Origin of the sequence: Pseudomonas sp. KSR10 (assembly GCF_022355455.1) — a bacterium.
In the GTDB taxonomy this organism is placed as follows: domain Bacteria; phylum Pseudomonadota; class Gammaproteobacteria; order Pseudomonadales; family Pseudomonadaceae; genus Stutzerimonas; species Stutzerimonas stutzeri_E.
This window is the reverse complement of the sequence record NZ_JAKOEN010000019.1, coordinates 147,208-172,586: the sequence shown is the minus strand read 5'-3', so window position 1 is coordinate 172,586 and position 25,379 is coordinate 147,208. Positions and strand designations below refer to the sequence as shown.

The following is a 25,379-nucleotide window of genomic DNA, read 5'->3' as shown; positions in this document are numbered from 1 at the left end:
GTTGTGGCTGCTGGCAAACTGCTACAGGGACTCCAGCCCTGGGGCGGTAGCGTGCCTGAATCCAGCTTCGAACCGGCTTCAGGGTGTGCTGGGAAAGGCCTGGATGGAGGCGCCGCTCATCGATTCTGCAACTGTCCGGGATATTTGCGGTCTGTTGCGTGTCTATGCCTGCTCACATAAGCCAGCGTCGTGGCCGGAGTCGGTATGAACAACAATTTATCTCCGAGAAGGGATTCCATATGAGGAACATCACGCTTCCAGGTGTATCGCTACTGTGCCTTGTCGCTACCGATAGTTGGGCGGTCAACGAGCCGCAAGATATACGCATTGGCGGCTTCGAGTTCACCCCGACCCTGATTGTCCGTGAGAGCTACGACGACAACTATCGCGGGCTGTCAGACAACGAGCAGGCGTCCTGGGTGACTGGAATCAATCCGACTTTTTTGCTGGGGACGGGAAACCGCAACAGCGAATATGAACTCGAGTACTCCCTGAACCACGACATCTTTCATTCGGATTCGGAAGCCAGCAATACCGACCACCATCTAAAGCTCAGAAGCGTCATGGAGTTCACCTCCCGCCATCGTCTGAGCTGGGGGCTGGCCTATCACAAGGTAGAGGAGACCGCCGATACCGAAGACGCGACCGAGAACGACAAGTACAGCCGGGCCATCGCTCGCGCGGCTTATCGCTTCGGCGCCCGGACGGCGCGCAATCAGCTCGAGTTCGGGACCAACTACGAGCAGCTTCGTTACCACAACAGCGGCAACATCAACGCATCCGAAGAACGCGACAGCCTGATGTTCAACTCCATCTGGTTCCATCGCCTGGGCGCCAGCACGCGCTCGCTGGTCGAGGTTCGGCACACCGATCATGACTACAAACTCGCCAGTGCGCTGCGTGACAGCACCAACATCGCGCTGCTTGGTGGCGCGACCTGGGATGCCACTTCCAAGACCTCCGGTAGCTTCAAGCTCGGCGCCGAGCGCAAGGATTTCGACAGTGATCAGCGCGAGGATTTCACCAGTCCGATGTGGGAAGCCGGCGTCACCTGGAAGCCGCGCACCTATTCGGTGTTCAACCTGACCTCACGGCGCGCCTTCGATGAAGGAGATGACGGGGCCAGCACTATCAACGACTGGACCACCCTGGCGACCTGGGAACACGAGTGGACCTCGCGTATCGCGACCGAACTGAAGTACCGCTTCTCCGATCGTGACTACGAAGGGATCGGTCGAAATGATGAACGAACGTCTTACGGTGCCGGCGTGATCTGGTCACCGGATCGCTGGGTCGATGTGACCCTGTCCTATCTCAGAACGGAAAACGACTCCAACCTGAGCTCGGAAACCTACGACCGAAACGTTTACCTGTTGAGCTTCGACCTGAGCCTTTGAGGCCGGGAAGGATGTTAACCAGTGCCTAAGGAGGAGCCGATCATGCGCATCCCGAACATGTATAAATTCTTTTCCGTCCTGTTGCTGCTGGTGTTCAGCGCCGCAGCCAGCGCCGCCCAATATCAGCTGGGCTCAGGCGATGTGATTCGTATCAGCGTTCACGGAGAGCCGGACCTTTCTTTCGAAGAAATACGCCTGACCGATGCCGGCACCTTCACCTTTCCCTTCATCGGTGAAGTCGACGCCAACGGCAAGACGCCGAGTGACGTGCGCAGCCTGTTGGTGGAAAAACTCAAGGACGGCTACCTGATCGACCCGCGTGTCTCGGTATCGGTGGTCAACTACCGCGAGTTCTATATCGCCGGCGAGGTCAAGCTTCCCGGCGGTTATCCCTACCAGCCCGGCCTTACGCTGGATCGGGCGATCGCGCTGGCCGGCGGCCTTACCGAGCGCGCCTCGACCAAACGCATGACCATTGTGCGGGGGTCCGAAGGCAGCCGCGCTGAAGAGAAAGCCACCATGGACACCCTGGTTCGCCCCGGCGATACGATCAACATCGACGAAGGATTCTTCTGATGAATAGCCCAGTTCGCCCGGATCGACCGTGGCAGCGTCCCGTAGGGCCTGCAGCCGATAGCGACTTCATAGACCTGAAGAAAATCTGGCATGCGATCTGGTCGCGTAAATGGGGCATTGTCCTGTTGGTGGCCATCGTCGCGTTGCTGACGTTTTTCCTCCTCTCGCGGGTGACCCCGATCTACAAGGCCGTCACTTCGGTACTCATCGAGACGAAAGGCACGCCGGTGTTGTCGTTCCAGCCGGCGGCCGATACGCCGGTTGAACTCAGTGAGTATTTGCAGACCCAGCTGAGCCTGATGCAGAGCCGTGGCGTTGCCGAGCGTGTGGTTCGGGACCTGAACCTGACCGAGCATCCCGAGTTCGACCTGCGTCAGCAGCCTGGGCCGCTGGTGGATTTCTCGGGCATCGTCGATGCGCTGACAGGCGAAGAGCCTGAGCCGCTCACCGAGGCCCAGATCATCGATTACGCGACCCAGACCTTCATGGATCGCACGACTGTGTGGGTCGAAGGCAAGAGCCAGTTGGTCTATCTATCCATTGCGATGGCCGACCGTCTGACCGCTGCGCAAGCGACCAATCAATTGGCGCAGGCATACATCGAAGCGCAACTGGAGGCCAAGGTCGACATGTCGATGACGGCTGCCAGCTGGATGAATGAGCGCTTGGTTTCCCTGCGTCAGAAGCTTCAGGATTCGGAAGACCGTCTCCAGGCCTACCTGGACGCTGAAGGGCTGGTCGATCTGGACGGTGTCGGTACCATCAGTGCGAACGAGCTTTCATTGACTGGCGACCGCATGATCGATGCCCGCCGTCAGCGCGCCGAAGCCGAGAGCCAGTATCGTCAAGTCGAGTCCATGCGCAGCCAGGGCTGGGAGCGTCTGGCCAGTGTGCCTGCCGTGCTTGGCCATCCGCTGATCCAGCAGTTCAAAGCTGACCAGGCGCATGCCCGTTCGCGTGTGGAAGATCTTTCGCGTCGCTATGGGGACCGCCATCCGGCGATGGCTTCGGCACGCTCGGATCTCAACGCCGCCACTGCGAGCCTCAAGCAACAGGTTGAGCAGGTAGTGGCGAGCATCGAGCGTAACTATCAGCTGGCCGTGGCCAACGAGAATTCGCTGCGTGCCTCGTTCGACGAGAACAAGGGCCGAATCCAGGACATTTCCCGCAAGGAATTCAAGGTGCGTGACCTGCAGCGCCAGGTCGAAAGCGACCGCGCGTTGTACGACACCTTCATGACCCGTCTGCAGGAAACCACCGCGACCTCGGATCTGAGCTCGACCAACGCTCGCATCGTCGATGCGGCCATCCCGCCGACCGAGCCCAGTGCACCGAACAAGAAGCTGATCATGGTCGTGGCATTGTTCCTGGCGCTGGTGGTGGGAATCGCGCAGGCGATCATTCGGGAAATCCTCGACAACACCTTCAAGAGCTCCGAAGAGGTCGAGACCAAGCTGGGCCTGCCGGTCATGGGCATTGTTCCGCAAGTGCCACGCAAGATGCGCAAGGAGGTCAGCCATCTGTTCGAGCGCAGCAGCGACAAGCGCTTCTGCGAGGCCGTGCGGACCATTCGTACCAACCTGCTGCTGAGCGAGGCTAACCAGCCGCGTCAGGTATTGGTAGTGACTTCTACGGCGCCGGACGAGGGCAAGAGCTCGGTTTCGGCCAACCTGGCGTTCGCCATGGGGCAGTTGCATCGCGTGCTGTTGATCGATGCTGACCTGCGCCGCGCGACGCTCGACAAGGCATTCGATTTCAAGCCGGGTACGCCGGGCTTGGTCAACCTCATCGGCGGCAATGCCAAGCTCGAGGAGTGCATCCATTCCGTCGGCAATGTCGACATGATCGCGGCCGGGTCGGTGCCGTCCAACCCGCTGGAACTGCTATCTTCGCCACGCTTCGCCAAGTTGCTTGAAGTGGTCAAGGGTCGCTACGACCGCATCATCATCGACTCGCCGCCGAGCCAGGCGGTGAGCGATGCGGCCGTCCTGTCGACCTTGGCCGACGCGGTGATCTACGTCGTCAAATCCGACAGCACCCTGATCCCGCACGTGCAGAAGGGCGTTAGCCAGCTGCAGAACAGTAACGCGCCGATCACGGGCGTGGTGCTCAATCATGTCGATATCGAGAAAGCCAAGAAGAACGGTCAGTTCCGTGGCTACTACGACCATTACGGATACAGCGAGCAGACGGTCTAAAGCCAGTTCGCGCCATCCGTCACCGAGTCAGGTTCCGCTAGCGGTGAACCTGACTCGGATTGATTATCTGCCCAGCAAACGAATTTGCGCCTCCGGCCACCTGTAGGGTCGCGCCGAGGCACGCCTGTATCAATGTCTGAATCGAGGATCCTGTTATGAACATCACCGTCGTTGGAAGCGGCTACGTGGGGCTGGTTACCGGTGCCTGTATTGCGGAGATGGGCAACACGGTCTACTGCGTCGACGTCGACAAGTCCAAGATCGATAACCTCAAGCAGGGCATTCTGCCGATCTACGAGCCGGGTCTCGAAGAGATCGTCACCGAGAATCATGCGGCTGGGCGGCTGCACTTCACGACCTCGCTGGGCGAGGCCGTCGAGCAATCGGAAGTTTTCTTCATCGCTGTTGGCACCCCGCCTGGCGAAGATGGCTCGGCGGATCTGCGCTACGTGCTGGAAGTTGCACGGCAGATTGGCGATACGCTGAGCGCGCCGGCCATCGTGGTGAACAAGTCCACCGTGCCGGTCGGTACCGCGGATCTGGTACGTGCAGCGGTGTCCGAACGCCTCGAGGCGCGCGGCGTCGATATCGAATTCTCTGTGGTCTCGAACCCGGAATTCCTTAAGGAAGGCGCCGCGGTCAACGACTTCATGCACCCGGACCGGATCGTCATCGGTGCCGACAACGAGCATGCCCGCCAGGTCATGAGCGCGCTTTACGCGCCCTTCATCCGAAATCGCCCGCGCACCATATTCATGGGCATCCGTGATGCGGAAATGACCAAGTACGCCGCCAACGCGATGCTGGCGACCAAGATCTCGTTCATGAACGAAATCGCGAGTCTCTGCGAGCGCCTCGACGTGGACGTCGAGAACGTGCGCCTGGGGATCGGTTCGGACGAGCGCATCGGCTATCACTTCATCTATGCCGGTTGCGGCTATGGCGGGTCGTGTTTCCCGAAGGACGTCAAGGCACTGATCAACATTGCCCACCAGAACGACTTCGAGCCCGAGTTGCTGCGGGCCGTCGAGTCGCGCAACGACCAGCAGAAGCACTCGCTGTTCAACAAGATTTCTACCCATTTCAATGGCGACCTGAGCGGTCGCACCTTCGCGGTCTGGGGCCTGGCATTCAAGCCCGGCACCGACGACATGCGCGAAGCGCCGAGCGTGGTGCTGATCAACAGCCTGATCAATGCCGGTGCCAAGGTGCGGGCTTTCGATCCGGTCGCACGCGAGACCGCGCGCCGTGAGTTTCCGGAAAGCTGGTTCGCCGATGGCCGTTTGCAGATCGTCGAAGGTCAGTACGAGGCTGCAATCGATGCCGACGCGCTGTGCCTGGTTACCGAATGGAAACCTTTCCGTCGCCCGGATTTCCGCGCCTTGAAGCGCCTGCTGAACACTCCGCTGATCATCGACGGCCGTAACCAGTACGACCGCGAGCAGGTCAAGCGCGAAGGTTTTGGCTACTACGGCGTCGGCCGTCAGCCGGTCCTGGCCTGAGCAAGGGGCAGCGAGTGAACGCCATCGATCAGCCCAGCGTGCGGCGCGGTCCTGCTCCCATTCGTGAAAGGCTAGCCGCGCTGTTGCACGCCAGCATGCGAAGCAAGTTGCTACGCAACATCGTCACCGTGGTAACCGGCACCGCCGGTGCGCAGGCGATCACGTTGGCGTTCATGCCGGTGATCACCCGCATCTATGGACCGGAAGCTTACGGCGTCCTGGGGACCTTCCTCAGCGTCACCATGATGCTGATTCCGGTCGCGGCGCTGACCTACCCGATCGCCATCGTGCTGCCCAAGCGTGATGGCGATGCCCGCGGGCTGGTGCGTCTGGCGTTGGCAATCGCCCTGGCATTGGCGACGGTGGTCGCCCTGGCGCTGCTGGTATTCGGCGATCGGCTGGCGGCCGCGCTGGAAATTCAGATCATCCAGCCGTACCTGCTGCTCATCCCGTTCGTAATGTTCTGCGGTGCGGCGTTGGAGATCTGTCAGCAATGGCTGTTTCGCACACAACGTTTCCGTATCACTGCGAGCGTGGCGGTGGGGCACTCGTTGCTGTTCAATTCGATGCGCACGCTGGCCGGCCTGGTGCAGTCGTCGGCACCGGTATTGGTTTGCACCACCGCGCTGCAGCAGGCCCTGCACGCGGCAATGCTGGGTCTGGCGATGCTGCGTGCGAAGCCCCATCGGGACAACCACGCCGACGAAACCGAGCAGGGCGACCCGGGCATGCTGGAGCTGGCTCGTCGGCACAGTGACTTTCCCAAGTATCGCGCACCGGTGATGCTGATCAACGCTGTCTCGCAGCATCTGCCAACGCTGGTGCTGGCCGCTTATTTCGGCCCGGCCGCGGCCGGTTTCTTCGCCCTGTGCAAGCAGGCGCTGACCATGCCGACCAACTTGATCGGCAAGTCGGTCGCCGACGTCTATTACCCGCGCATCAGCCGCGCAATCCATGACCGTGAGCCGGTCACGGCGATGTTGCTGAAGGCGACCAGCGCGCTGGGACTGGTGGGCTTGGTGCCATTTTCGCTGGTGGCGGTGTTCGGGCCTTGGATGTTTGCGCTGGTGTTCGGTGAACAGTGGCACGTCGCGGGCGAGTACGCCCGCTGGTTGGCGCTGGCCGAGTACGTGATCTTCGTCTCGCGCCCCTGCGTGGTGGCGGTGCCGGCGCTGTCCCTGCAAGGCCGGTTCCTTCTGTTCGAGATATTCAGCACCAGCTTGCGCGTGCTTTCGCTATTCGGCGGGGCGCTGCTGATCGGCAATGCGCTGGCCACCGTTCAGGCGTTCGCCGTCGCCAGCATCATCATCTACTCGTCGCTGATGGTGATCGTGCTGGTCGCCTCGCGCCGGTGGTATGCGGCCCAGCACCCGAAAGCCCAGTACTCGGAAGAGAGTTTCGATTGATATGAAGGTATTACATTTGGTCGCTGGCGAATTGACCGGAGGTGCTGCCCGCGGTGCGTACTGGTTGCACCAGGGGTTGCGCTCGCTGGGTGTCGATTCTCTCGTCTACACCAACAGCCAGATTACTCATGGCGATACCTCGGTGGTGTCCGTCAGCCGCAGCAAGAAAGACAAAATCATCAGTATCGCCAGGAGCCAGGCGGACCAGGCATTCGCCAGCTTCTACCGTGGACGCCAGTCGGGCATGTTCAGCGCCGGGGTGATGGGCGCCGATTTCACCGACAGCACCGAATGCCGCGAGGCCGACGTGGTGCATCTGCACTGGATCAATGGCGGCTTCGTCGACATGAAGCACCTGGCCAAGCTGCGCAAGCCGGTGGTCTGGACCATGCGCGACATGTGGCCGATGACGGGTGGCTGTCACTACGCCATGGGCTGCGAGAAGTTCATTACCGGCTGCGGCAGCTGCGATCAACTCGGTAGCACCTCCGACAGGGACCTGTCGCGCTTCGTGCTCAACCGCAAGCGCAAGTATCTGCCCAAATCGATGAAGATGATCGGCATCAGCGACTGGGTCTCCGAGCAGGCCAGGCAGAGCCTGCTGTTCCGCGATTTCGACGTACGCACCATTCACAACAACGTCGATGCCAACGAGTTCTTCCCGCTGGATAAACCCCTGGCCAGGCAGTTGCTAGGGCTGAATACCGAGAAGAAGATCATCCTCACCGGCTGTACCAGCGCCAAGGACATCTACAAGGGCTTCGGCAAATACCTGGAGATGCTCAAGCATCTCGACCCGGCCAAGTACCACCTGTGCTTTTTCGGCAAGCTGGACCAGTCCATCGCCGACGGCTTGGGCTTCGACTACACCTCGTTTGGCTACCTGCACGACAGCATCTCGCTGCGCCTGCTGTATTCGGCGGCCGATGTCTTCATTGCGCCAAGCCTGATGGAAGCGTTCGGCAAGACCCTCGCCGAAGCCATGGGTTGTGGGACCCCCGTGGTGTGCTTCGACGCCACCGGCCCGAAAGATATCGTGACTCACCAACACGACGGCTATAAGGCCGCGCCCTTCGAAGCCAGGGGGCTCGCCGAGGGCGTCGAGTGGGTCACGGGCGAGGCCGACTATCCACAGCTCGCGGCCAATGCGAGAGAAAAGATCGTCAGCACCTTCGACAGTCCGGTCATCGCTCGGCAGTACCGGGCGCTGTACGAGGAAATGCTCGCATGAGCGGTCCGTCCGTCCGAGGCGGGCAGGGCAGTAACGCTTCGTTAACTTCGGCTGCCAACAATCAATTTAAAGCTGCTGTTCGGCGGGACAGGGCGCTTGGTCGCGCCTGCTTTGGCCGCCCAGCATCACACACCACTCCTCTTGTCATCTGGAACCTACAGGTACTCTGAAATGGAAAAGAAACGCGCACTGATCACCGGGATTACTGGGCAGGACGGTTCCTACCTCGCCGAGTTTCTGCTGGAAAAGGGCTACGAGGTCCATGGCATCAAGCGCCGCGCCTCGTTGTTCAATACTCAGCGGGTCGATCACATCTATCAGGACCCTCATGTCGAGCACCAGAACCTGGTTCTGCACTACGGCGACCTGACCGACTCGTCCAATCTGACTCGCATCATCCAGGAAGTGCAGCCCGACGAGGTGTACAACCTGGGTGCGCAATCGCACGTCGCCGTCAGCTTCGAATCGCCTGAATACACGGCGGATGTCGACGGCATGGGCGCGTTGCGCATTCTGGAAGCCATTCGCCTGCTGGGCCTGGAAAAGAAAACCCGCTTCTACCAGGCCTCGACCTCCGAGCTGTACGGCTTGGTGCAGGAGATTCCGCAGAAGGAAACCACGCCGTTCTATCCGCGTTCGCCTTATGCAGTGGCCAAGCTGTACGCCTACTGGATCACGGTCAACTACCGCGAAGCCTACGGTATGTATGCCTGCAACGGCATTCTCTTCAACCACGAGTCGCCACGCCGCGGCGAAACCTTCGTGACCCGCAAGATCACCCGCGGCCTGGCAAACATCGCCCAGGGACTGGAGAAGTGCTTGCACATGGGCAACCTCGACGCGCTACGCGATTGGGGCCATGCCAAGGATTACGTACGCATGCAGTGGATGATGCTGCAGCAGGAGCAGGCGGAAGACTTCGTCATCGCTACCGGCGTGCAGTACTCGGTGCGCGAATTCATTCGTTGGTCGGCCGCTGAGCTGGGTGTCCAGCTGCGCTTCGAAGGCAGCGGCGTAGACGAGCGCGCCATCGTTGCCGGCATCGAAGGGGACAAGGCACCGGCGCTTAACGTGGGTGACGTCATCGTTCGCATCGATCCGCGCTACTTCCGCCCGGCGGAAGTGGAGACCCTGCTCGGCGACCCGAGCAACGCCAAGAACAAACTTGGCTGGACCCCGGAAATCAGCGTGCAGGAAATGTGCGCCGAGATGGTCCGCGAGGATCTGAAAGTCGCCCAGCGCCATGCCCTGCTCAAAGAGCACGGCTTCGACATTCCAGTGACATTGGAGAACTGAATATGAATCGTGACGCACGTATTTTCGTTGCGGGACATCGCGGCATGGTGGGCTCCGCGATTGTCCGTCGCCTGCAATCGCTGGGATACCGCAATCTCATCACGCGTGGGCGTGAGGAGTTGGATCTGGTCGACCAGGCGGCGGTGAACGCCTTTTTTGCAGAGAACAAGATCGATCAGGTTTACATGGCCTCGGCCAAGGTGGGTGGCATTCATGCCAACAACACCTATCCGGCCGAGTTCATCTACCAGAACCTCATGGTCGAAGCGAACATCATTCATGCCGCGCATTGCAACGACGTCAATAAGTTGCTGTTCCTCGGCTCGTCGTGCATCTATCCCAAGTTCGCCGAGCAGCCGATGAAGGAAGAGGCGTTGGTGACCGGCGTGTTAGAACCGACCAACGAGCCCTACGCGGTGGCGAAGATTGCTGGCATCAAACTGTGCGAGAGCTACAACCGCCAGTACGGCCGTGACTATCGCAGCGTGATGCCAACCAACCTCTACGGTCCGAACGACAATTTCCATCCGGAAAACAGCCATGTGGTGCCGGCATTGCTCAAGCGCTTCCACGAGGCGACGCAGCGCGGCGATAACGAAGTCGTGATCTGGGGCAGCGGCAAGCCGCAGCGCGAGTTCCTCCATGTCGACGACATGGCCGCAGCCTGCGTGCACGTCATGGAACTGGATGACGAGACCTATCAGGCCCATACCCAGCCGATGCTGTCGCACATCAACGTGGGTACTGGGGTGGACTGCAGCATCCGCGAGCTCGCCGAAACCATTGCTCGGGTCACTGAGTACCAGGGCGAGCTCAAATTCGACAGCACCAAACCGGACGGCACCCCGCGCAAGCTCATGGACGTCTCGCGTCTCAAGGCGCTCGGTTGGCAGTCGAGCATCAGCCTGGAAGACGGTCTGCGCGATGCATATCGCTGGTTCGTCGAAAATCAGCATCTGGTTCGTCACTGATCGATTAGGGCCATGGCCTGCCACGCAGGATTTTTTGGCGCGATGAGCGGGGAAGAGACAGGCGGGCGATAGCGCCGGAGAAGCAATGCGGCGCATTTGGCTTGAGCAACAGCGGACTTTTTTGCCGCTGTTGTTGTCCATCCATGGCACATGATTCCTCCGCCGTGGTGAACCGCCTATCTAGAAGTCGTCAAACCGGACCGGCTCGGTTCTGTGTTCGCCACGTCACATCTGGAAAATGGGGAAAGCCGCTTGTTAAGGAAAGTTCTGGCGTACAAGAATCTGCTGTTCATGCTCCTGTTGCTGAACTCCACCTGCTTCTTCCTGACGGATGACAAGCGGGCCGGAATTCCGTACTTCCAGGAGCTGTTTCTGCTACTGGTTCTGGCCGCAACAGCCTGCCTGTTCGTAGCATGGAAGTGGGTCTACCAGTCAAAGACCAGCCTGTGGATCATCTTCATGGGCTGCCTGCTGCCGGTTATCTCCGCGGTGCTCGCCAACCTGAACTTCGGTCAACCCATGGCGTATGGCTTGCTGGAAGAGCGTCGTTTCTTTCAATACTTGGTGTTCTTCCCGACCCTGTTCCTGTTGATCAAGGCGTCTCCGACCGAGGAGGAGCTGGGAAAGTACTTTCTTTACGTCGGCCTGTTCTGCGCCACCCTGGGCTTTGCCTACTATCTGGGAATTATTCCGCAGAACAAGGTGGCTTCCTTCACCGTCGATGATTGGACGCAGTACGAGGACCTGTTGCGTCCGAATCGCTTCCGTATCGGTGCGCCCGTAGTCACCATCTCGGCGTTCATGCTGATGTACAGCATGAAGGATCGGGTCACGATCGGCAGGCTACTGGTTCTTCTCTACTTCGTGGCCTATCTCTGGCTGGTCATGCAGACTCGGCAGACCATGGTGGTCTGGGCCTTGGCGGGTATGTGGATATTCCGTAAGCGCATCGATTCGCTGATGAAGATGAGTGTGCTCGGCGTGACGATCCTGGTGGTGTCATACCTGTTGGTCCCTGAGTTCTATCACGAACAATACGCCCGATTCGATGCCTTGCTCTTCGACGCCACAGCGGGGCCTGGCGTGCGGGAGAGAACCGTTTCGATCATTCTGGATGCCATCAGCGCCAACAACTATTTCGGCATGGGTGCGCTGTCTCTGCAATGGCAAGGCGGGTTCTCGCGAATTTATAACTCACATTTTTATCTCGCCGATGTCGGAATATTCGGCGTCTATTATCGGTACGGGTTCCTGGCGCCTATCGTCGCCTTGGTCTTCTATGGCGGCTTCATCTGGATAATGCGCCAATGCTCGAACAAGGGGCCTTTGCTGGCAGCCCTGCAACTATCCTTTGTGGTCAGCATGTTGAATATTGCGCTTTCCAATGCACTGACATTTTCTGGTGATGTGTATGGGATGGCGGCGGCGTTTTTCCTTTATTACGCCAAGCTTAAAACAGCGGACACCCCCCTTACGGCAAATCTTGAACAGGTGAATTATGGTCAGTTTCAGTATCGTAACTATAAACTGGAATAATCTGGATGGCCTGAAGGAGACCTATCGGAGCCTAACCAGCCAGACCTACCGGAACTTTCGCTGGATTGTTATCGACGGCGCCTCCAAAGATGGGAGCGGCGAATGGTTGAAAAGTCTTGACGACGATCAGGCGGAAATAACCATCGAGCCGGACAAGGGTATTTACGATGCGATGAACAAAGGGCGTCTGCGTGCAGTCGAGACGTCCGGCTATACGCTGTTCCTCAACAGCGGCGACTCGCTTGCCGACCCATCGGTACTCGAACGTATCAATGGCGAGTTGTCGAAAACGACCGCCGTACCGAAGTTCATCTATGGTGACTTCTATCGCAAGGAAGCCAGCGGCGACTTGAAACTCACCAGCGCACGTCCCATCGAACGCGCGCCGCTGGGTTTGCCGGCCAGCCATCAGACCATGTACTTCGAGAATGAGCGACTGCGCCAGTTCGAATTCAGGCTCGATTACAAGTTGTCAGCAGACTACTGCTTGTTGCTTGAATTCCTGCAGGGGCTGGACTTGCAAAGCGAAGTTCTGCAACTGTCGTTTCCGCTGTGCATCTTCGATACCACGGGTGTATCGCACAAGCGACGCTTTGAGGCGATTCGTGAAGACATGCATATCAGAACGCGCTTTCTCAATTTTTCCAAACCCAACGCCTTGGCGCTCTATGTGCTGCATTACGTACATACTCATACCAAACAACTGCGTTCGTCATTGGGGCGTTGAAGAAGTAGACGGGTTTCCCATCGAGGAGATGGACCAAGAAAAGGCACAGGAGAGTGTTCGATGAATTACCGAAGCCTGAATGACCTATCGCGGCTCAGCACTGAGTGTGCCAGCAAGATTCCAAACGATGTCGATCTAGTGGTCGGTATCCCCCGAAGCGGGACGCTGGTCGCCAGCGTCATCGCGCTGAAGCAGAACCTGCCATTGACGGACCTCTATTCGTTTCTGCGCAATGATGATCTGAAGAAAGGCAATACCCGCACCTACAAACACGCCGACCTGACGAAGCCATGGGATGCAAGAAAAATCCTGCTTGTGGACGATAGCATCTCATCGGGCAACTCCATGCAGGCCGCGTTGGTGCAGGTACGCTCCGCTTATAAGGGCAGCGTGGTGACCATGGCCGCGTTTGCCGAACGACATAATCGGAATCTCGTAGATGTACATCTAGAACTCGTAGAGCAGCCGCGGATGTTTGAATGGAACGTGATGCACCATCCGTTCCTGGCCCAGGCATGTCTGGATATAGATGGGGTGCTCTGCGTCGATCCGACCTTGGAGGAGAACGATGACGGACCGAACTACCTGCAGTTTCTAGGTTGCACGCGCCCGCTCTTCATCCCTTCGGTCAAGGTTGCGCATCTGGTGACCAGTCGGCTTGAAAAATACCGTGCCGAAACGGAGGCGTGGCTGGAGCGCAACGGTGTGCAATACGGCACCTTGCACATGCTCGACCTACCCACTGCTGAAGAGCGCCGCCGATTGAATATCCATCACAAGTTCAAGGCGGAGGTTTATGCCAAACAACCGTTGACGCGGCTATTCGTCGAGAGCGAAGTCAGGCAGGCGGTCGAGATCATGAAGCTCAGTGGCAAACCGGTGTACTGCATCGAGACCAATGAGATGTACGTGCCTGGCCAGGTCTATAACCTCAAGTCCAATGCATTGCGCAAGAGCTACAGCCTGAAGGCGAAGCTGGTCGGCAAGGCTAGATCGATTCTTGGCAAGTGGGTACCGGTCGCACCCTCGTCGAAGAGCTGATGCGCCCGTTTCGATCGCACCTGGGTGCGGCCGGAACGAGCGCTGGTGCTGCTCAGTGTTTGGGGCCGATTTGGCTGCAATCTCCCTGGTTGACGTACTTGCTGAGCACTTCCCACTGCGGACGGTCCTGACCGTCCTTCGGTTCGACGGACAACTTGTATTTGCCCCAGGACGAACCGGCCGCCCAGTATGTCATCGGGATGCAGTGTTGCTGCAGGTATGCCAGCAAGTTATCCATCGCTTCCAATAGGCGGGGGTCATCGGAAGGAACACCAAACTCACCGATATGACCTTGCTTGCCATGCTCGATCAACCAATCGATAAAGGGTTTGACGCGTTTGACGCCGAGCATGGTGTCGAAGTCTTTCTCCAGCGGTTCCTTGTATTGTCCGCTACCGTGTTTATCAAGATACAGATGGGCGGAAAATATCAACTTGTCGGAGGGGTCTTTCAGTTGCAACAGCGGATCATTGAATTTCTGCCAGCGAAAACTGCTGGACCAGAAGTTGCCCTCGATAAACAAGGGCCGCGCCTTGTCATGTTTTCTGATGGCGTCGATACCGGCTTGGGCTGCGGCCGGCCAATATTCGTCGGCGCCGTGTGGTTCGTTCATGATGTCGTAGGCATAAAGCCCTGGGTGATCCTTCCAACGCTTGGCAATGCGTTCCAACAGATCCGCGTAAGCCGATATCGGTACAGCTTCGGTTCCAATGATCTGTTTCTGATAGCGGGCGTAGTTGTGAATGTCGAGGATGACCCGCATGTCGTTATCAGCGGCTTGTTGCAATGTCTCTTCGATCAGCTGTGCATAATCTTCGTCAAGTTCCGCGTTCAATTCATGCTGCAGGCGTTCCCACATGATGGGAAAGCGAATGGTCATGATGCCCTTGGCCTTCCACTTCGAAAGATAGCCAGGAGCTGGGAAGAAATAATTTGTTTTATATTTCCCAGGGATGACATTGCCAGAAAATGCGGCACCGCCAATATTCAGTCCGATCAGATCGATATTTTCTGCCTCGCTTGCGGCACTCCCGAGCACAAGTGCGAGTCCGAGGAGTATTCCTTTTGATCGTTTCGAAACGCTACGTGTCCTTAACATCTGACTACCTCTTTTTACCCTTTGGGAAGATACCGCGGGAGCGGCTGCTTCGTTTGTCCGGCAGAGCCAGGCATTGTTCAGTTTTTTTCCAGACGAATCTTCCGTTCTGCACGCACCCCCATCCGGCTGCTGCAGTGCGTCTCGACGACTTTCATTTGATTTGCAGACAGAGAAGCTATTTATGAAAAATCCCCTCACCAAAAGGATGGATCCTTTGATAGGGAAGCTGAAACTATTGGACGAAACAGATACCGGCCCTTTTATCTCCGAGTTGAAGAAGCGCGAGTCGCCGACCATCCTGGGGTTTCTCAATCAGCACGGCTACAACATCGCTCAGCGCCATTCCTCGGTCCTGCACAGCTTTCTTCAGGTCAACTATTTGCTGCGCGACGGCATCGGTATCAAGATCGCCTGCTTGTTCAATGGGCTCGACCCGAAAGCCAACCTCAACGGATCCGACTTCATTCCAGAGCTGATCGAAGATCTGGTAGGAGACTCCGAAGATCGTTACGAGCTGTTCGCCATGGGGACTTGTGAGCCTTGGCTGAGCGATGGCGCGCGCAAACTGTTCGGCGACCGCAGGTTCTATGCGATCGACGGCTTCAAGCGTTCCGAGGAGTACCTGGAGTTCTTTCGGCAGCACCACGTGCCCGGGCGCTTTCCGATCATCGTGTTGGCCATGGGCATGCCCAAGCAGGAGCATGTGGCGCTGCATCTGCAAAAGGCGATGAATACCCGTGCACTGCTGATCTGTGGTGGCGCGATCCTTGATTTTTCGGCGCAGCGCTTTCCACGCGCACCGATGCTTTTTCGCCGGTTTGGGCTGGAGTGGGCGTTCCGCATGCTCATCGAGCCCCGTCGCTTGTTCAAGCGTTACGCCGTGGGGATCCCGCTGTTCTTCTATTACCTGTCGCGTAACGCCTTCTCGAGCACGCGGCGCGTCGGTGGCTGGAGTGCCCTCAAGCGCGAACCCTAACCGATTGCTGCCGCCTGGCAAGGAGGAGAGGGCGGCAGCAGCCGATAGGTGGCAAAACGGACCGCGATTAGCGTGGGACACCGTTAATGTCATCAGCTTGCGTCGATCGAGACGATCCCCGCGTGGTACGTCTTGCTCGTCGAGCGCCCAGCAGATTCATCGGTAACGCGAGAGTCAATATCTCCGCGCCAGTGCCCAAAACCTGGCCAGTCAGAAGCCCGAGTGGCTTCATCCCCAATATTCCCAACATGATTTTTGCAATCGACCCGACGGCGCTCTGCTGGACTTGAGCGCGGGCGATGGTGGGGCGCGCGTCGGCGCAACACTCAGATCAGCAGCACCTCGTACAGGACTGCCTGAACAGCGCGATTACCGCTTTCACCTGTAGGCCTTGAGCGCTCCGCCGCAGCGATTGCCAGCAGAGCCGGGCCGGCCTACCAGATCTATCAGTGCCCTGGTCGTACCGCGCAGCGGCCCCGCTTCCGCTGCTTCCAGATAAGACTCGGTATCGATCCGCTCGTGGTTGACGACGCGAAGCCGTCGTTCGGTCAACCGCCTGCTTGTTTGCCTCTCCCTCCTTTTGGGCTGCCAGCGCTAGTGTCTAACGCCCGGCCCGTCCTTCTTCAATGGCACGCCGACGTCTTCGTCATAGGTCAGCTTGCCGTTCTCCAGTCTTGCTGGCGAGGTATAGGGATGCGGCGTCATTCGTTGAGCGTCCTGGATGTGCAGTACCTCTATTCCTCGTAGCTTCAAGACATCCGACACCATGGCGCGGTGGCAGCGCCACCAGAGCACTTCTGCACACATCATCGCGGTGGGTCGTCCATCCGCCAGGTGTAAGAGTCGCTGGAGGCCAGTGGCGAACTCGTCGGTTTTCAAATGCTCGGCGTAGCCCCGAAAGGACGCGTTGCGCCACGCGCTGGAACACAGCCCCGGCGGGGCCCGACGTCTGCCACCCAATTGCTCGATCCACTCATAGGCAATCTCGTGTTCGTGGAGCACGGCTTCGAGATTCGCCGACATGAATTGTGGCCAACGCTTCGATCCGGGAAAGCGACGGACGTCCGCGACCGCGCGGATGCCGTAGTGCTCCAGCACCGCGATAAGCGCCTCGGGTGTACGCGTGGAGTGGCCAATCGTCCAGATCTGGCGCGGCTGGGTCGGGATCATTCGATCTTGCCCAGCGCGCCGCCCTTGTGCATCGCCACGTGATCCGTCTTGTCGCTCTTGATCTCGTATTGCGGTTCATCCGGGCTGGCCCGTCGCCTATGGCCTTTGTAGTCGGTGTCCTGTGTATGCACTTTGACGATGCGTCCCGTCACATACCCCGCCTCGGAATTCCAGCGCACGTGGTCGCCAATCTTGAATTTCTGCTGCGTCATGAACGGCTCCCGACTCTGTCAGGTGGGCTGACAAGGAATAACACGAGCGGAAATAACTCTTCCTCTCTTATAAGCGGACCGGAAGTGGCGCTTCCTTGCTCCGACCGTTCGTCGGCTAAATCCATAGCCGATTTCTCATTCTGTGACCTGGTTAATTCAAAAAAATGACGCCGTCAGGCAATTAGCGTAACGGTTTAAAGCGGCTTAAGCGCTATTGAGGGTAATGGCAAAAAGACAGCTTCTAATAGCGGATTAATGGCCGGTCAAAAATGTGGCGGAGAGTTGGCGATCTAAATCCGTCAAAAAAATTTTGAATCGTTTTGGAAACCTATTATAAAGGCGCCACGCAACGGATTGCCGGGTTCCCCTACTGGTAATCCGGCGTTCGTTGTAACGCGGTTCGTCCGGTTGCGCGAAGTGATGCATCTGCCCCAGTAAGCGCCTGTACGACTTAATTAAAACTCCCGCCACTTTTTTAAAGGCTTCGGCTTTTAGAAGTATTAAGTTCCGGAGAGACTGAATGTCTATCAATGTAATTACTGGTGCCCCTAAGGCACTTGTTCGTTCCATCGCTCTTGCTGCCGTATTCGGCGCTGTTGTTTTCACTGGCGAAGCGGCTGCTGACATCACGGTAAGTGCCTCTTCCACGACCGCTTTCACTTCAAAGATCAATACCTTCACCAGCACCGATTTTCTCAACGGTGTGTGGCGCCGGACCGCGGCTCTTTCCGTGCCGGCGAGCTCTGCCGCTATCGCCGCGTTCAAGCCGGGCGTCCAGATCAAGTTTGCCGATGGCCAAGTACGCAAGATCACCAAGGTCTACGTCGTCGGTAGCAACATCAGTATTTACGTTGACGGTGGTCTGCTCGACGGCGCCAAGGTCGGCGCACCGCGCACAGTCAGCACCGTGGTTGCCTCCGCAGCAGCTCCTGCTACAACGGCTCCGGCAGCGACTGCCCCTAGCAGCACGCTCTCGGTCGCCCTGAACAACTTCACCAGCACTGATTGGGATCGCGGGATCTATCGCCGGTCGCCCGGTTTCTCCATCCCGGATACCGCTGCCAACAAAGCTGCGTTCGTTGTCGGTGCATCGGCGAAGCTGGCGGATGGCCAGGTACGCAAGATCACTGCGGTCTATGACACGGGTGCCAACCTGTCGATCATGATGGGCGGCTCCGCGCTGTCTGGCAGCGCCGTCGGCTATCCGAAGTCCGTCAGTGTGGCGGCGGCCACCGGCACCACTTCGCCTTCCGTAACCCAGCCGGCACCTGCTCCGGCGCCCGCCCCCGCGCCGACTGCCCCTGCGTCCGGCACGACGTACAGCGCCGGGTTGAACAGCTTCACCAACTCGGATTGGGAAAACGGTATCTATCGCAAGGCCGCTGGCTTCTCGATCCCAGACACCGCTGCCAACAAGGCCTCGTTCGTTAAAGGTGCATCGGTAAAACTGGCAGACGGCCAGGTACGTCAGGTTGCCGCCGTCTATGACGTGGGCGCCCACCTCTCCGTCATGCTGAGCGGCACAACGCTGTCCGCCAGCGCCGTTGGCTATCCGAAGACCATCAGCGTGGTGTCCAGCACCGGCGGCACGACTACGCCGACGGCTCCTGGTACCTCGTCGCCTGCTCCGGCACCGGCACCAACGCCTGCTCCGGCGCCCACCACTCCGGTGGTCAGCGACGGTAGCGGTATCGATCTGGTCGGCGTGAACTTTGGTTCGGGCGTGTTCGACCCGGCGAATGTTCCGGGCATCTACAACAAGGGCTACACCTACGCCGACGAGTCCTATTACAAGCGTCACGCTGGTCTTGGCTTCAAACTGGTGCGTCTGGGCTTCCTCTGGGAGCGAATCCAGCCCAAGCTGGGTACCGAACTGGATGCCGCTGAATTGGCGCGCATCAAGCAGTCCCTGGATTACGCTCAGAAATACGGCATCAAGGTCATCCTTGATATGCACAACTACTACCGTTACTACGGCAAAGTCATCAACTCGCCGGAAGTTCCGCGGGCGCAGTTCGCTGAAACTTGGCGCAAGATCGCGGTGCAGGTATCCAAGCACCCGGCCCTGTATGGCTACGGTCTGATGAACGAGCCGTACAACACCGGTAACAACCTGTGGCCGCAAACTGCGCAAGCCGCTGGGCAGGCAATCCGTAAGATCGATCCGACCAAGTGGATCATGATCGCTGGTGATCGCTACTCAAGCGCCTTCCATTGGCAGAAGTACAACACCCAGCTGATCAACGATCCGTGGATGCGTGATCCGAAGAACAACCTGGTTTACGAAGCTCACCAGTATCTCGACTTCGACTACTCGGGCACCTACACCAAGCGCTCCGAAACCTTCGCCCCGATGCTGGGTGTAGAGCGAGTCAAGCCGTGGGTCGAGTGGCTGAAGGCCAACAAGCTGCGCGGCTACCTTGGCGAGCATGGCATCCCGGACTTCTCTCCGTCTGCTGTAGTCGCCACCGACAAGCTGCTGGCGTACCTTGCCGAGAATTGCATCCCGAGCACCTACTGGGCAGCCGGTCCTCGCTGGGGTGAGAACATCATGGCACTGGACGTCGCGAGCGGTAAGCACCGTCCACAGCTGGCTCCGCTGCAAAAGCATGCCGCTGCGAAGAAGACTTGCTCCACCATCGGCCCGCTGTAACGGCGACCGGTATAAAAGACGGGCCCTCGGGCCCGTTTTTTTTTTGCCTTCAACTATTTGAAGACATCATCGCGGTGCTGCTCGTCGGCTGCAGTTTCGTTTCCTGTTAGTTTCAACCGGTAAACTCGGCTAATGGGCATTTTGTTAACGATAGATCGTCCGTTTCGCTTGTTAGTTATACCGTTCCGCTTAAGTTCAATAACGACGCCGGTTTATGGGGGTACGAAGGCAACTTGCCACTAATCAAGCGTGCCGAGGATCGGGCTTCCTGCCATTCTTTCACAACCAAGGCGCGCTATTAATGGCGCGCCGAAATAATGGAACTCGAAAATAGCGCCCCGGTCACCTTATATGTGCGCACCGAAATTACACAGTTTGCGGTTCCCCGCAGTTGCTGTGTTCCTACGGACCGTGGTCTTCCGGCCAAGCCATATAAAAGGTGAATCAAATGACTACACCCGACGAAGAAATCACTGGTTACGGTGGCCTATCCAAGACCGGCCCCGATACCGCTTCTGCGACATCCAACTCCACCAATGGTCAGTCGACTTCTAGCGCGTCGACCGGGCATGTCGCCGAGGATGCCAAAGCCAAAGCCAGGCAAGCCGCCGATCAGGTGAAAACTCAAGGCAAAAGCCAGCTCGAAGGCTACCGCGAAACAGCCGCCGACGAGCTCGAGAAGGTTGCTCAAAGCGCCAAGGCCGCCGCTGAGGAATTGGAAGGGCAGGATCGTCTGGGGCTGTCCAACTACGTTTCCAGCATGGCGCAAAGCATGGTCAAGCTCTCCGACGATCTACGCGGCAAGAGCGTGGACGAGCTGTTCCAGGACGTGAATCAGTTGGCACGGAACAATCCGGGTCTGTTCATTGCCGGCAGCGTCGCGCTGGGATTCGGTTTGACCCGTTTTGCCCGCGCATCCAGCAAGCGAGCTGCCCAGGGCGATTACGGCCATCGTGACAGTTCCACCTCGTTTTCCTCGGGAAGTCAGTACGGCTCCTCCCGCGATGGGTATCGCTCCGATCAGGAAGAGCTTAATGATCGCCTGAATACCGGCGAGCCTGGAACCATCGGTAGCGTCAGTAACGCCGGCGTTTCGTCTGCAACTAGTGCTTCCCGCTCCACGACCTCCACGACGGGAACAGGTGCAGGTATTGGAACCGGTGCGGGCACCGGGGCGAGTAGCAATGGCTTGGGCTCCACGTCGGGGACTGGCCTCGGTTCCACTTCCAGCCGTGACGGCAAAGGTACTGACGGAGGGCTTTTCCCATGAGCGAAGCACGTAAGACAACCTCAACCACTGTGCATACGCCTGAACCTGGTCTACGCACCGAAAGCGATAGCTCTGTAGGCGGCCTGCTGCGGCAGCTGACTCACGAAGTGCCGTCTCTGATCACCAAAGAGCTGGCGCTGGCGAAAGCCGAGCTGAGCGAATCCATTCGCGCCACCAAGGCCGGCGCCGCGAGCGTCGCGACCGGTGGGGCCGTCCTGCTCGGTGGATTCATCGTCCTGTTGATGTCGGCCGTCTATGGACTGAGCAAAGTTATGGAGCCCTGGCTCGCCGCGTTGATCGTTGGCGGAGTGGTGGTGGTGATCGGTTTGATCATGGTGTCCGCCGGCAAGAAGAAGTTCGAGGCATCCTCGTTCAAGCCCGAGCGCACTATTCATTCGGTTAACAAGGATAAAGAAGCCGTGAAGGGGCATACATCATGAGCACACGTAACCAGATAGATGTCGAAGCACAAAAGGATCCCGCAGAGCTGGAGCGCGAAATCGACCAGCAGCGTGCCGAAATCGGCAATATCGTCCATGCGTTGGAAAGCAAATTATCCCCGGGCGAGCTCATCGACACCGCATTGGGCTACATGAAGGGCGGCAGCGGCGAGTTCTTCTCCAATTTGAGCAATACGGTCAAGGCCAACCCGGTACCAACAGTGCTGACATCCATAGGCCTGCTCTGGATGATGGCGGGACAGAATCGCCAGCCGCATTCGAACGTGACCACGACCGGCTATGGCAATGGATCAACCGGGCCCTCGATGGGTGAAAAGCTTTCCGCCAAGACCGCGAGCCTCAAAGAGCAGGGCTCGGGGATAAAGGACAAGGCCAGTCAGATGAGCCACAGCGTATCCGAGTCACTCGGTAACGCCCGTACTCGAGCCAGTGATTCCAAGCGCCATGCCTCAGAGCGGTTGCGGGGCGGGGCCGACCGGGCGCGTGGCGGTTTCAATCATTTGCTTCAAGAGCAACCCCTGGCACTGGGGGCCATCGGTATCGCCCTGGGGGCGCTGCTAGCGGCCTCGGTGCCACCGACGCGACGTGAAGATGAGGCGCTGGGTGAGATGAGCGATCGCGTGACCGATCGGCTCCGCCACAAGGCCGAGGAGGGATACCAAAAGGTATCTGCCAAGGGCGAAGAGGTGGCTACCCAGGTCAAGCAGGGCGCCAGCAACGGCGAGGCCAGCCGATCGCCCTCCGGCACGGCGACTTCGACCGGCTCCACATCTGCCGGTCTATGACACCGCACGACACCGCATAGCGAATGCGGCACGTTTTCACCGGTGCGGGCCTTGAGTCCGCACCGGCGAAAACCGATAATGCGCCGCTCCATGCCGGTGTAGCTCAGTAGGTAGAGCAGCGCATTCGTAATGCGAAGGTCGGGGGTTCGACTCCTCTCACCGGCACCAATGAAATCAAAGGGTTAGCTTCGGCTAGCCCTTTTTCATTTGGGCTGGTGTCTCACAAGTGTCCCGTTCTTGTCTCAGCAATGCGAACGGCGAATGAGTGAGGGCGGTAGCGAAGTGATCGGGCGCTAAGTGCGAGTACCGCATCGTCATCTTGATATCGCCGTGGCCCAGGATTCGTTGCAGGGTGAGGATGTTGCCGCCCTGCATCATGTAGTGGCTGGCAAAGGTGTGCCGCAGGATGTGGGTCAGCTGGCCGGGTGTGTGCAGGTCGGTGCGTTCGTAGGCTTTGCGGAACGCCGATCGACAGGAGCTGAACAGCCGACCCGACCCTGGGTAGCCACGCTCAAGCATCAGGTCCACCAGATCATCCGGCACGGGGATGGTCCGCACGCGGCCATTCTTCGTCCTGGCGAAGCGGACTTGCCCGTTCAGCAGCTGGCTTCGGGTGATCGACTCCGCTTCATCCCATCGAGCACCAGTAGCCAGACAGAGCTTGGCGACCGGCAGGGTGTGGCTGTTGGTCGACGCGGCGCATTCATTCAGCACCAACCGGCATTCGTCCAGGGTGAGATAGGTCAGCTCGGTTTCATCGACCCGCAGTTGCCGCAGCTTGGCGATCGGATTGGCTTCATGCCAGACGCCCAGGCGGATCAGCTCGTTGAACACGGCTTTCAGGTAGCGATGTTCATGGTTCACCGTTGCCGGGGTGCAGCTCTTGAGGCGTTCGGCCCGGTAGCGGCTGAAATCCAGGGCGGTGAAGCTGGAGGCAATCGGATTGCCAAGGGCTTCGACTATCGCCAGGGTGCGCCCGTAGCGCTTCTGATCCTTGAGTGTCGCGCCATGCAGTTCGTACCAGACCTGCACCAGATCGGCGAGGCGTTCGCCCGGGTCGCGGCCTCGGTGGCTGTACTCCCGGCGCATATCGACTACCCAGCGTTCAGCCTCGCTCTTGGTGCGGAAGCCACGCTTGCGCTTGCGGATGCCGGCTGTTCTATCCAGCCAGAAATCCACGTCCCAGCCGGTTGGTCCCTTGGTGATCAAACAGCACGCCCCCAGCGAACGTGGCGCTCCTCGAGCAGTGCCTTGATGTGCTTGTACAGGTCACGCTCGGTCATTTCCTTGGCGGCGTAATGATCGCGGATCACCGGCCAGCAGTCCCATTGCTGCAGCGTCTCAAACGCCTTTTTTGCGCCCACCCGCTCCCTTGCTAGCAGGCTTACGAAGTTTCCCAGGAACAGCTCCACGTTCTTGCCTGAGAAGCCTCGAGAGGTCTTGTAGTAGCGCTTGTATTCGGTGTCATCCACCAGCGAATCCACGGCTACATCCACCCGCACGTCATCGCGCATCAGCGTCCAGATCGGTTCGTAGTAGCCAGGGCGAGCAATGAGCTTGAACTGGCGCAGGCCGTATCGCCACAGGCCGTCCAGATGGGCCGAGAAGGAGGCGAAGGAGTCCGTGTCGATGGCTTCGCCGGTCTTCACGTCAATCGAGCCACTGGCGAACTGCTGGATGACCGAATGGTGGTAGCGCAGCTCCACCCGCCACACGTCCTGGGTTGGATCGTAGTTGTCCGGGTCCGCCGCATCGAACGAATCCCGACGCCGCCAGACGCTTTCCCAGAAGTCGAGCTTGTCCGTCGCGCGGGCCTGCTCGGTCTTGTTGTAGATGCAGAGCTGCACGCCACCAGCCGAGCCGAACATCGACGTTTCCCCGCGCCCGTAGACGCTCGACTTGGTGGCCCACTCGACCTGGCTGATGCCCGAGATATCCCGGTGCGTCCTGGCCCGGCAATGCAGACGTGCCACCAGATCGACCGGAGGCTTCCAGCCTTGCAGGTCCAGGGCGAGGTGGACGGCACACTGGTTACGTTCGCGGTGCGTCATCACGGCGGCGGCGTAGTAGTCCATCCGCTCTTGCAGCCGTTCCGGCGACAGCGCGTCGATGGCGTGCGGTGATACCTCGATTTTCAGGTGCGGCCCGATGTGCTCCAGCTTGGCGTTGAAGTTCTTGATGAGCAGGATGAAGCCCAGGTCAGCGTTCTGCAGCTTGTACTGGTAGCCCGAGTCCCGGCCTACACGGCCCGAGTGCCAGATTTCCCCGGCAAACTCGACCATCGCGCCCGGCTTCTCGAACAGCGCCATGATCTCCGGACGGATCAGCCCGCGGTACAGCTGGCGGACCGTATCGACGCCGCAGCGCAGCAGGCGAACGCCTGACAGGTCCTTGAAGCCCGTATAGCCAATGTCCAGAAACAGTCGGCCGTTGCTGCTTTCCTCGCCGGTGGTTCGGTCAACGCGGATGAAATCTTTAACTTGCATCGGATTTACCTTTATTGAGCTTTTGCCACTGAATCCACAACTGGTTATCTGACGTGTTACAAGGACGTCAGCGCGGCGGCGCGCGCTGGCTGCGCACGCTCACGCGCCTCGTGCCTCCGCGCGTGTGAGAGTGCTCGGCCAGCGCGCACCAAGGTTTCTCAATCCAGTTCATTGGGTCAGAGATGTGATCGAACGGATCACTAGGGCAGGCGCGTTCATAGGGAGGGGCGAGCTGAGCGGGTTGGCCGTTGGGCGGCAGCGCGGCGACCCAGGCGCTCCAGGGCATGAGGCCGATCAGTAGTAGAAGCAACAGGCGCGGGCGCTCGGCCAGCAGCGCGGCGAAGGCGTGAGGGAGGCGGGCGAAAGCAAAGCACACCAAGGGCGCT

22 protein-coding genes and 1 tRNA gene are annotated in these 25,379 nt (G+C 58.9%); 17 read left to right on the top strand and 6 right to left on the bottom strand.

Annotated elements, in window-relative coordinates:
- The first annotated feature begins 239 nt into the window (after window positions 1–239).
- The 11 genes from MCB86_RS09710 (at window position 240) to MCB86_RS09660 (ending at window position 13,881) form a co-directional block, all read left to right on the top strand.
- Complete coding sequence (locus MCB86_RS09710; protein WP_239610739.1) at window positions 240–1,397, top strand: outer membrane beta-barrel protein; 1,158 nt, start codon at window positions 240–242, stop codon at window positions 1,395–1,397.
- Window positions 1,398–1,439: 42 nt separating this feature from the next.
- Window positions 1,440–1,973 carry a polysaccharide biosynthesis/export family protein gene (locus MCB86_RS09705; protein WP_045161224.1) on the top strand — a complete coding sequence of 178 codons (534 nt, stop codon included), beginning with the start codon at window positions 1,440–1,442 and terminating at the stop codon, window positions 1,971–1,973.
- Window positions 1,973–4,171: a polysaccharide biosynthesis tyrosine autokinase gene (locus MCB86_RS09700; RefSeq protein WP_045161225.1), complete on the top strand. Its 2,199-nt coding sequence runs from the start codon at window positions 1,973–1,975 to the stop codon at window positions 4,169–4,171. Before MCB86_RS09705 ends, MCB86_RS09700 begins: the two co-directional genes overlap by 1 nt.
- A gap of 155 nt (window positions 4,172–4,326) precedes the next feature.
- On the top strand, window positions 4,327–5,673 hold the full coding sequence (locus tag MCB86_RS09695) for a UDP-glucose/GDP-mannose dehydrogenase family protein (RefSeq protein ID WP_045161226.1): 1,347 nt from the start codon (window positions 4,327–4,329) through the stop codon (window positions 5,671–5,673).
- Window positions 5,674–5,687: 14 nt separating this feature from the next.
- The gene (locus MCB86_RS09690; RefSeq protein WP_239610738.1) at window positions 5,688–7,079 is read left to right on the top strand and encodes a lipopolysaccharide biosynthesis protein; all 1,392 of its coding nucleotides are present in this window, start codon (window positions 5,688–5,690) and stop codon (window positions 7,077–7,079) included.
- Between the two features lies 1 nt (window position 7,080).
- Entirely contained in the window at window positions 7,081–8,310 is a 1,230-nt protein-coding gene (locus MCB86_RS09685; protein WP_239610737.1) for a glycosyltransferase family 4 protein, read from the top strand.
- Between the two features lie 171 nt (window positions 8,311–8,481).
- Window positions 8,482–9,606: a GDP-mannose 4,6-dehydratase gene (gmd, locus tag MCB86_RS09680; RefSeq protein ID WP_045161229.1), complete on the top strand. Its 1,125-nt coding sequence runs from the start codon at window positions 8,482–8,484 to the stop codon at window positions 9,604–9,606.
- A gap of 2 nt (window positions 9,607–9,608) precedes the next feature.
- Window positions 9,609–10,577 (top strand): GDP-L-fucose synthase, encoded by a 969-nt coding sequence (locus MCB86_RS09675; protein WP_045161230.1) that lies wholly within the window; start codon window positions 9,609–9,611, stop codon window positions 10,575–10,577.
- A 291-nt stretch (window positions 10,578–10,868) separates the two neighbouring features.
- Window positions 10,869–12,113 carry a hypothetical protein gene (locus tag MCB86_RS09670; RefSeq protein WP_045161231.1) on the top strand — a complete coding sequence of 415 codons (1,245 nt, stop codon included), beginning with the start codon at window positions 10,869–10,871 and terminating at the stop codon, window positions 12,111–12,113.
- Window positions 12,076–12,840, top strand: a complete 765-nt coding sequence (locus MCB86_RS09665) for a glycosyltransferase (protein WP_045161232.1) — start codon at window positions 12,076–12,078, stop codon at window positions 12,838–12,840. Before MCB86_RS09670 ends, MCB86_RS09665 begins: the two co-directional genes overlap by 38 nt.
- A 60-nt stretch (window positions 12,841–12,900) precedes the next feature.
- Window positions 12,901–13,881, top strand: coding sequence for a phosphoribosyltransferase family protein (locus MCB86_RS09660; protein ID WP_045161233.1), 981 nt, complete (start codon window positions 12,901–12,903; stop codon window positions 13,879–13,881).
- A gap of 52 nt (window positions 13,882–13,933) precedes the next feature.
- Here MCB86_RS09660 and MCB86_RS09655 read toward each other — a convergent pair whose 3' ends face one another.
- Window positions 13,934–14,980, bottom strand: coding sequence for a glycoside hydrolase family 5 protein (locus tag MCB86_RS09655; RefSeq protein WP_045161234.1), 1,047 nt, complete (start codon window positions 14,978–14,980; stop codon window positions 13,934–13,936).
- A 181-nt stretch (window positions 14,981–15,161) separates the two neighbouring features.
- On the opposite strand from MCB86_RS09655, the gene MCB86_RS09650 reads away from it, so the two are divergent.
- Window positions 15,162–15,956 (top strand): WecB/TagA/CpsF family glycosyltransferase, encoded by a 795-nt coding sequence (locus MCB86_RS09650; protein WP_230623580.1) that lies wholly within the window; start codon window positions 15,162–15,164, stop codon window positions 15,954–15,956.
- A gap of 594 nt (window positions 15,957–16,550) precedes the next feature.
- Here MCB86_RS09650 and MCB86_RS09645 read toward each other — a convergent pair.
- Both MCB86_RS09645 and MCB86_RS09640 read right to left on the bottom strand, forming a co-directional pair.
- Complete coding sequence (locus tag MCB86_RS09645; protein ID WP_239610736.1) at window positions 16,551–17,126, bottom strand: DUF488 domain-containing protein; 576 nt, start codon at window positions 17,124–17,126, stop codon at window positions 16,551–16,553.
- Window positions 17,123–17,338 carry a DUF2945 domain-containing protein gene (locus MCB86_RS09640; RefSeq protein WP_239610735.1) on the bottom strand — a complete coding sequence of 72 codons (216 nt, stop codon included), beginning with the start codon at window positions 17,336–17,338 and terminating at the stop codon, window positions 17,123–17,125. The genes MCB86_RS09645 and MCB86_RS09640 overlap by 4 nt, the downstream gene beginning before the upstream one ends.
- A gap of 520 nt (window positions 17,339–17,858) precedes the next feature.
- On the opposite strand from MCB86_RS09640, the gene MCB86_RS09635 reads away from it, so the two are divergent.
- The 5 genes from MCB86_RS09635 (at window position 17,859) to MCB86_RS09615 (ending at window position 22,675) form a co-directional block, all read left to right on the top strand.
- Window positions 17,859–19,991 (top strand): glycoside hydrolase family 5 protein, encoded by a 2,133-nt coding sequence (locus tag MCB86_RS09635; protein WP_239610734.1) that lies wholly within the window; start codon window positions 17,859–17,861, stop codon window positions 19,989–19,991.
- Window positions 19,992–20,439: 448 nt separating this feature from the next.
- Window positions 20,440–21,261 (top strand): hypothetical protein, encoded by an 822-nt coding sequence (locus MCB86_RS09630; protein ID WP_239610733.1) that lies wholly within the window; start codon window positions 20,440–20,442, stop codon window positions 21,259–21,261.
- Window positions 21,258–21,701: a phage holin family protein gene (locus tag MCB86_RS09625; protein WP_045161241.1), complete on the top strand. Its 444-nt coding sequence runs from the start codon at window positions 21,258–21,260 to the stop codon at window positions 21,699–21,701. The genes MCB86_RS09630 and MCB86_RS09625 overlap by 4 nt, the downstream gene beginning before the upstream one ends.
- The gene (locus tag MCB86_RS09620; protein ID WP_239610732.1) at window positions 21,698–22,507 is read left to right on the top strand and encodes a DUF3618 domain-containing protein; all 810 of its coding nucleotides are present in this window, start codon (window positions 21,698–21,700) and stop codon (window positions 22,505–22,507) included. Before MCB86_RS09625 ends, MCB86_RS09620 begins: the two co-directional genes overlap by 4 nt.
- A gap of 92 nt (window positions 22,508–22,599) precedes the next feature.
- A tRNA-Thr gene (locus tag MCB86_RS09615) sits at window positions 22,600–22,675 on the top strand.
- A gap of 24 nt (window positions 22,676–22,699) precedes the next feature.
- Here MCB86_RS09615 and MCB86_RS09610 read toward each other — a convergent pair.
- The 3 genes from MCB86_RS09610 to MCB86_RS09600 form a co-directional block, all read right to left on the bottom strand.
- Window positions 22,700–23,716 (bottom strand): tyrosine-type recombinase/integrase, encoded by a 1,017-nt coding sequence (locus MCB86_RS09610; RefSeq protein WP_239610731.1) that lies wholly within the window; start codon window positions 23,714–23,716, stop codon window positions 22,700–22,702.
- Complete coding sequence (locus tag MCB86_RS09605; protein WP_239610730.1) at window positions 23,713–24,993, bottom strand: hypothetical protein; 1,281 nt, start codon at window positions 24,991–24,993, stop codon at window positions 23,713–23,715. Before MCB86_RS09605 ends, MCB86_RS09610 begins: the two co-directional genes overlap by 4 nt.
- Before the next feature lie 67 nt (window positions 24,994–25,060).
- A partial coding sequence (locus tag MCB86_RS09600; RefSeq protein ID WP_239610729.1) for a hypothetical protein occupies window positions 25,061–25,379 on the bottom strand: 319 nt, incomplete at its 5' end.

Coding starts and splice junctions, on each gene's coding strand:
- MCB86_RS09710 (WP_239610739.1), top strand. CDS start 240: ATGAGGAACATCACGCTTCCAGGTGTATCGCTACTGTGCCTTGTCGCT.
- MCB86_RS09705 (WP_045161224.1), top strand. CDS start 1,440: ATGCGCATCCCGAACATGTATAAATTCTTTTCCGTCCTGTTGCTGCTG.
- MCB86_RS09700 (WP_045161225.1), top strand. CDS start 1,973: ATGAATAGCCCAGTTCGCCCGGATCGACCGTGGCAGCGTCCCGTAGGG.
- MCB86_RS09695 (WP_045161226.1), top strand. CDS start 4,327: ATGAACATCACCGTCGTTGGAAGCGGCTACGTGGGGCTGGTTACCGGT.
- MCB86_RS09685 (WP_239610737.1), top strand. CDS start 7,081: ATGAAGGTATTACATTTGGTCGCTGGCGAATTGACCGGAGGTGCTGCC.
- gmd (WP_045161229.1), top strand. CDS start 8,482: ATGGAAAAGAAACGCGCACTGATCACCGGGATTACTGGGCAGGACGGT.
- MCB86_RS09675 (WP_045161230.1), top strand. CDS start 9,609: ATGAATCGTGACGCACGTATTTTCGTTGCGGGACATCGCGGCATGGTG.
- MCB86_RS09670 (WP_045161231.1), top strand. CDS start 10,869: ATGCTCCTGTTGCTGAACTCCACCTGCTTCTTCCTGACGGATGACAAG.
- MCB86_RS09665 (WP_045161232.1), top strand. CDS start 12,076: ATGGTCAGTTTCAGTATCGTAACTATAAACTGGAATAATCTGGATGGC.
- MCB86_RS09660 (WP_045161233.1), top strand. CDS start 12,901: ATGAATTACCGAAGCCTGAATGACCTATCGCGGCTCAGCACTGAGTGT.
- MCB86_RS09655 (WP_045161234.1), bottom strand. CDS start 14,980: ATGTTAAGGACACGTAGCGTTTCGAAACGATCAAAAGGAATACTCCTC.
- MCB86_RS09650 (WP_230623580.1), top strand. CDS start 15,162: ATGAAAAATCCCCTCACCAAAAGGATGGATCCTTTGATAGGGAAGCTG.
- MCB86_RS09645 (WP_239610736.1), bottom strand. CDS start 17,126: ATGATCCCGACCCAGCCGCGCCAGATCTGGACGATTGGCCACTCCACG.
- MCB86_RS09640 (WP_239610735.1), bottom strand. CDS start 17,338: ATGACGCAGCAGAAATTCAAGATTGGCGACCACGTGCGCTGGAATTCC.
- MCB86_RS09635 (WP_239610734.1), top strand. CDS start 17,859: ATGTCTATCAATGTAATTACTGGTGCCCCTAAGGCACTTGTTCGTTCC.
- MCB86_RS09630 (WP_239610733.1), top strand. CDS start 20,440: ATGACTACACCCGACGAAGAAATCACTGGTTACGGTGGCCTATCCAAG.
- MCB86_RS09625 (WP_045161241.1), top strand. CDS start 21,258: ATGAGCGAAGCACGTAAGACAACCTCAACCACTGTGCATACGCCTGAA.
- MCB86_RS09620 (WP_239610732.1), top strand. CDS start 21,698: ATGAGCACACGTAACCAGATAGATGTCGAAGCACAAAAGGATCCCGCA.
- MCB86_RS09605 (WP_239610730.1), bottom strand. CDS start 24,993: ATGCAAGTTAAAGATTTCATCCGCGTTGACCGAACCACCGGCGAGGAA.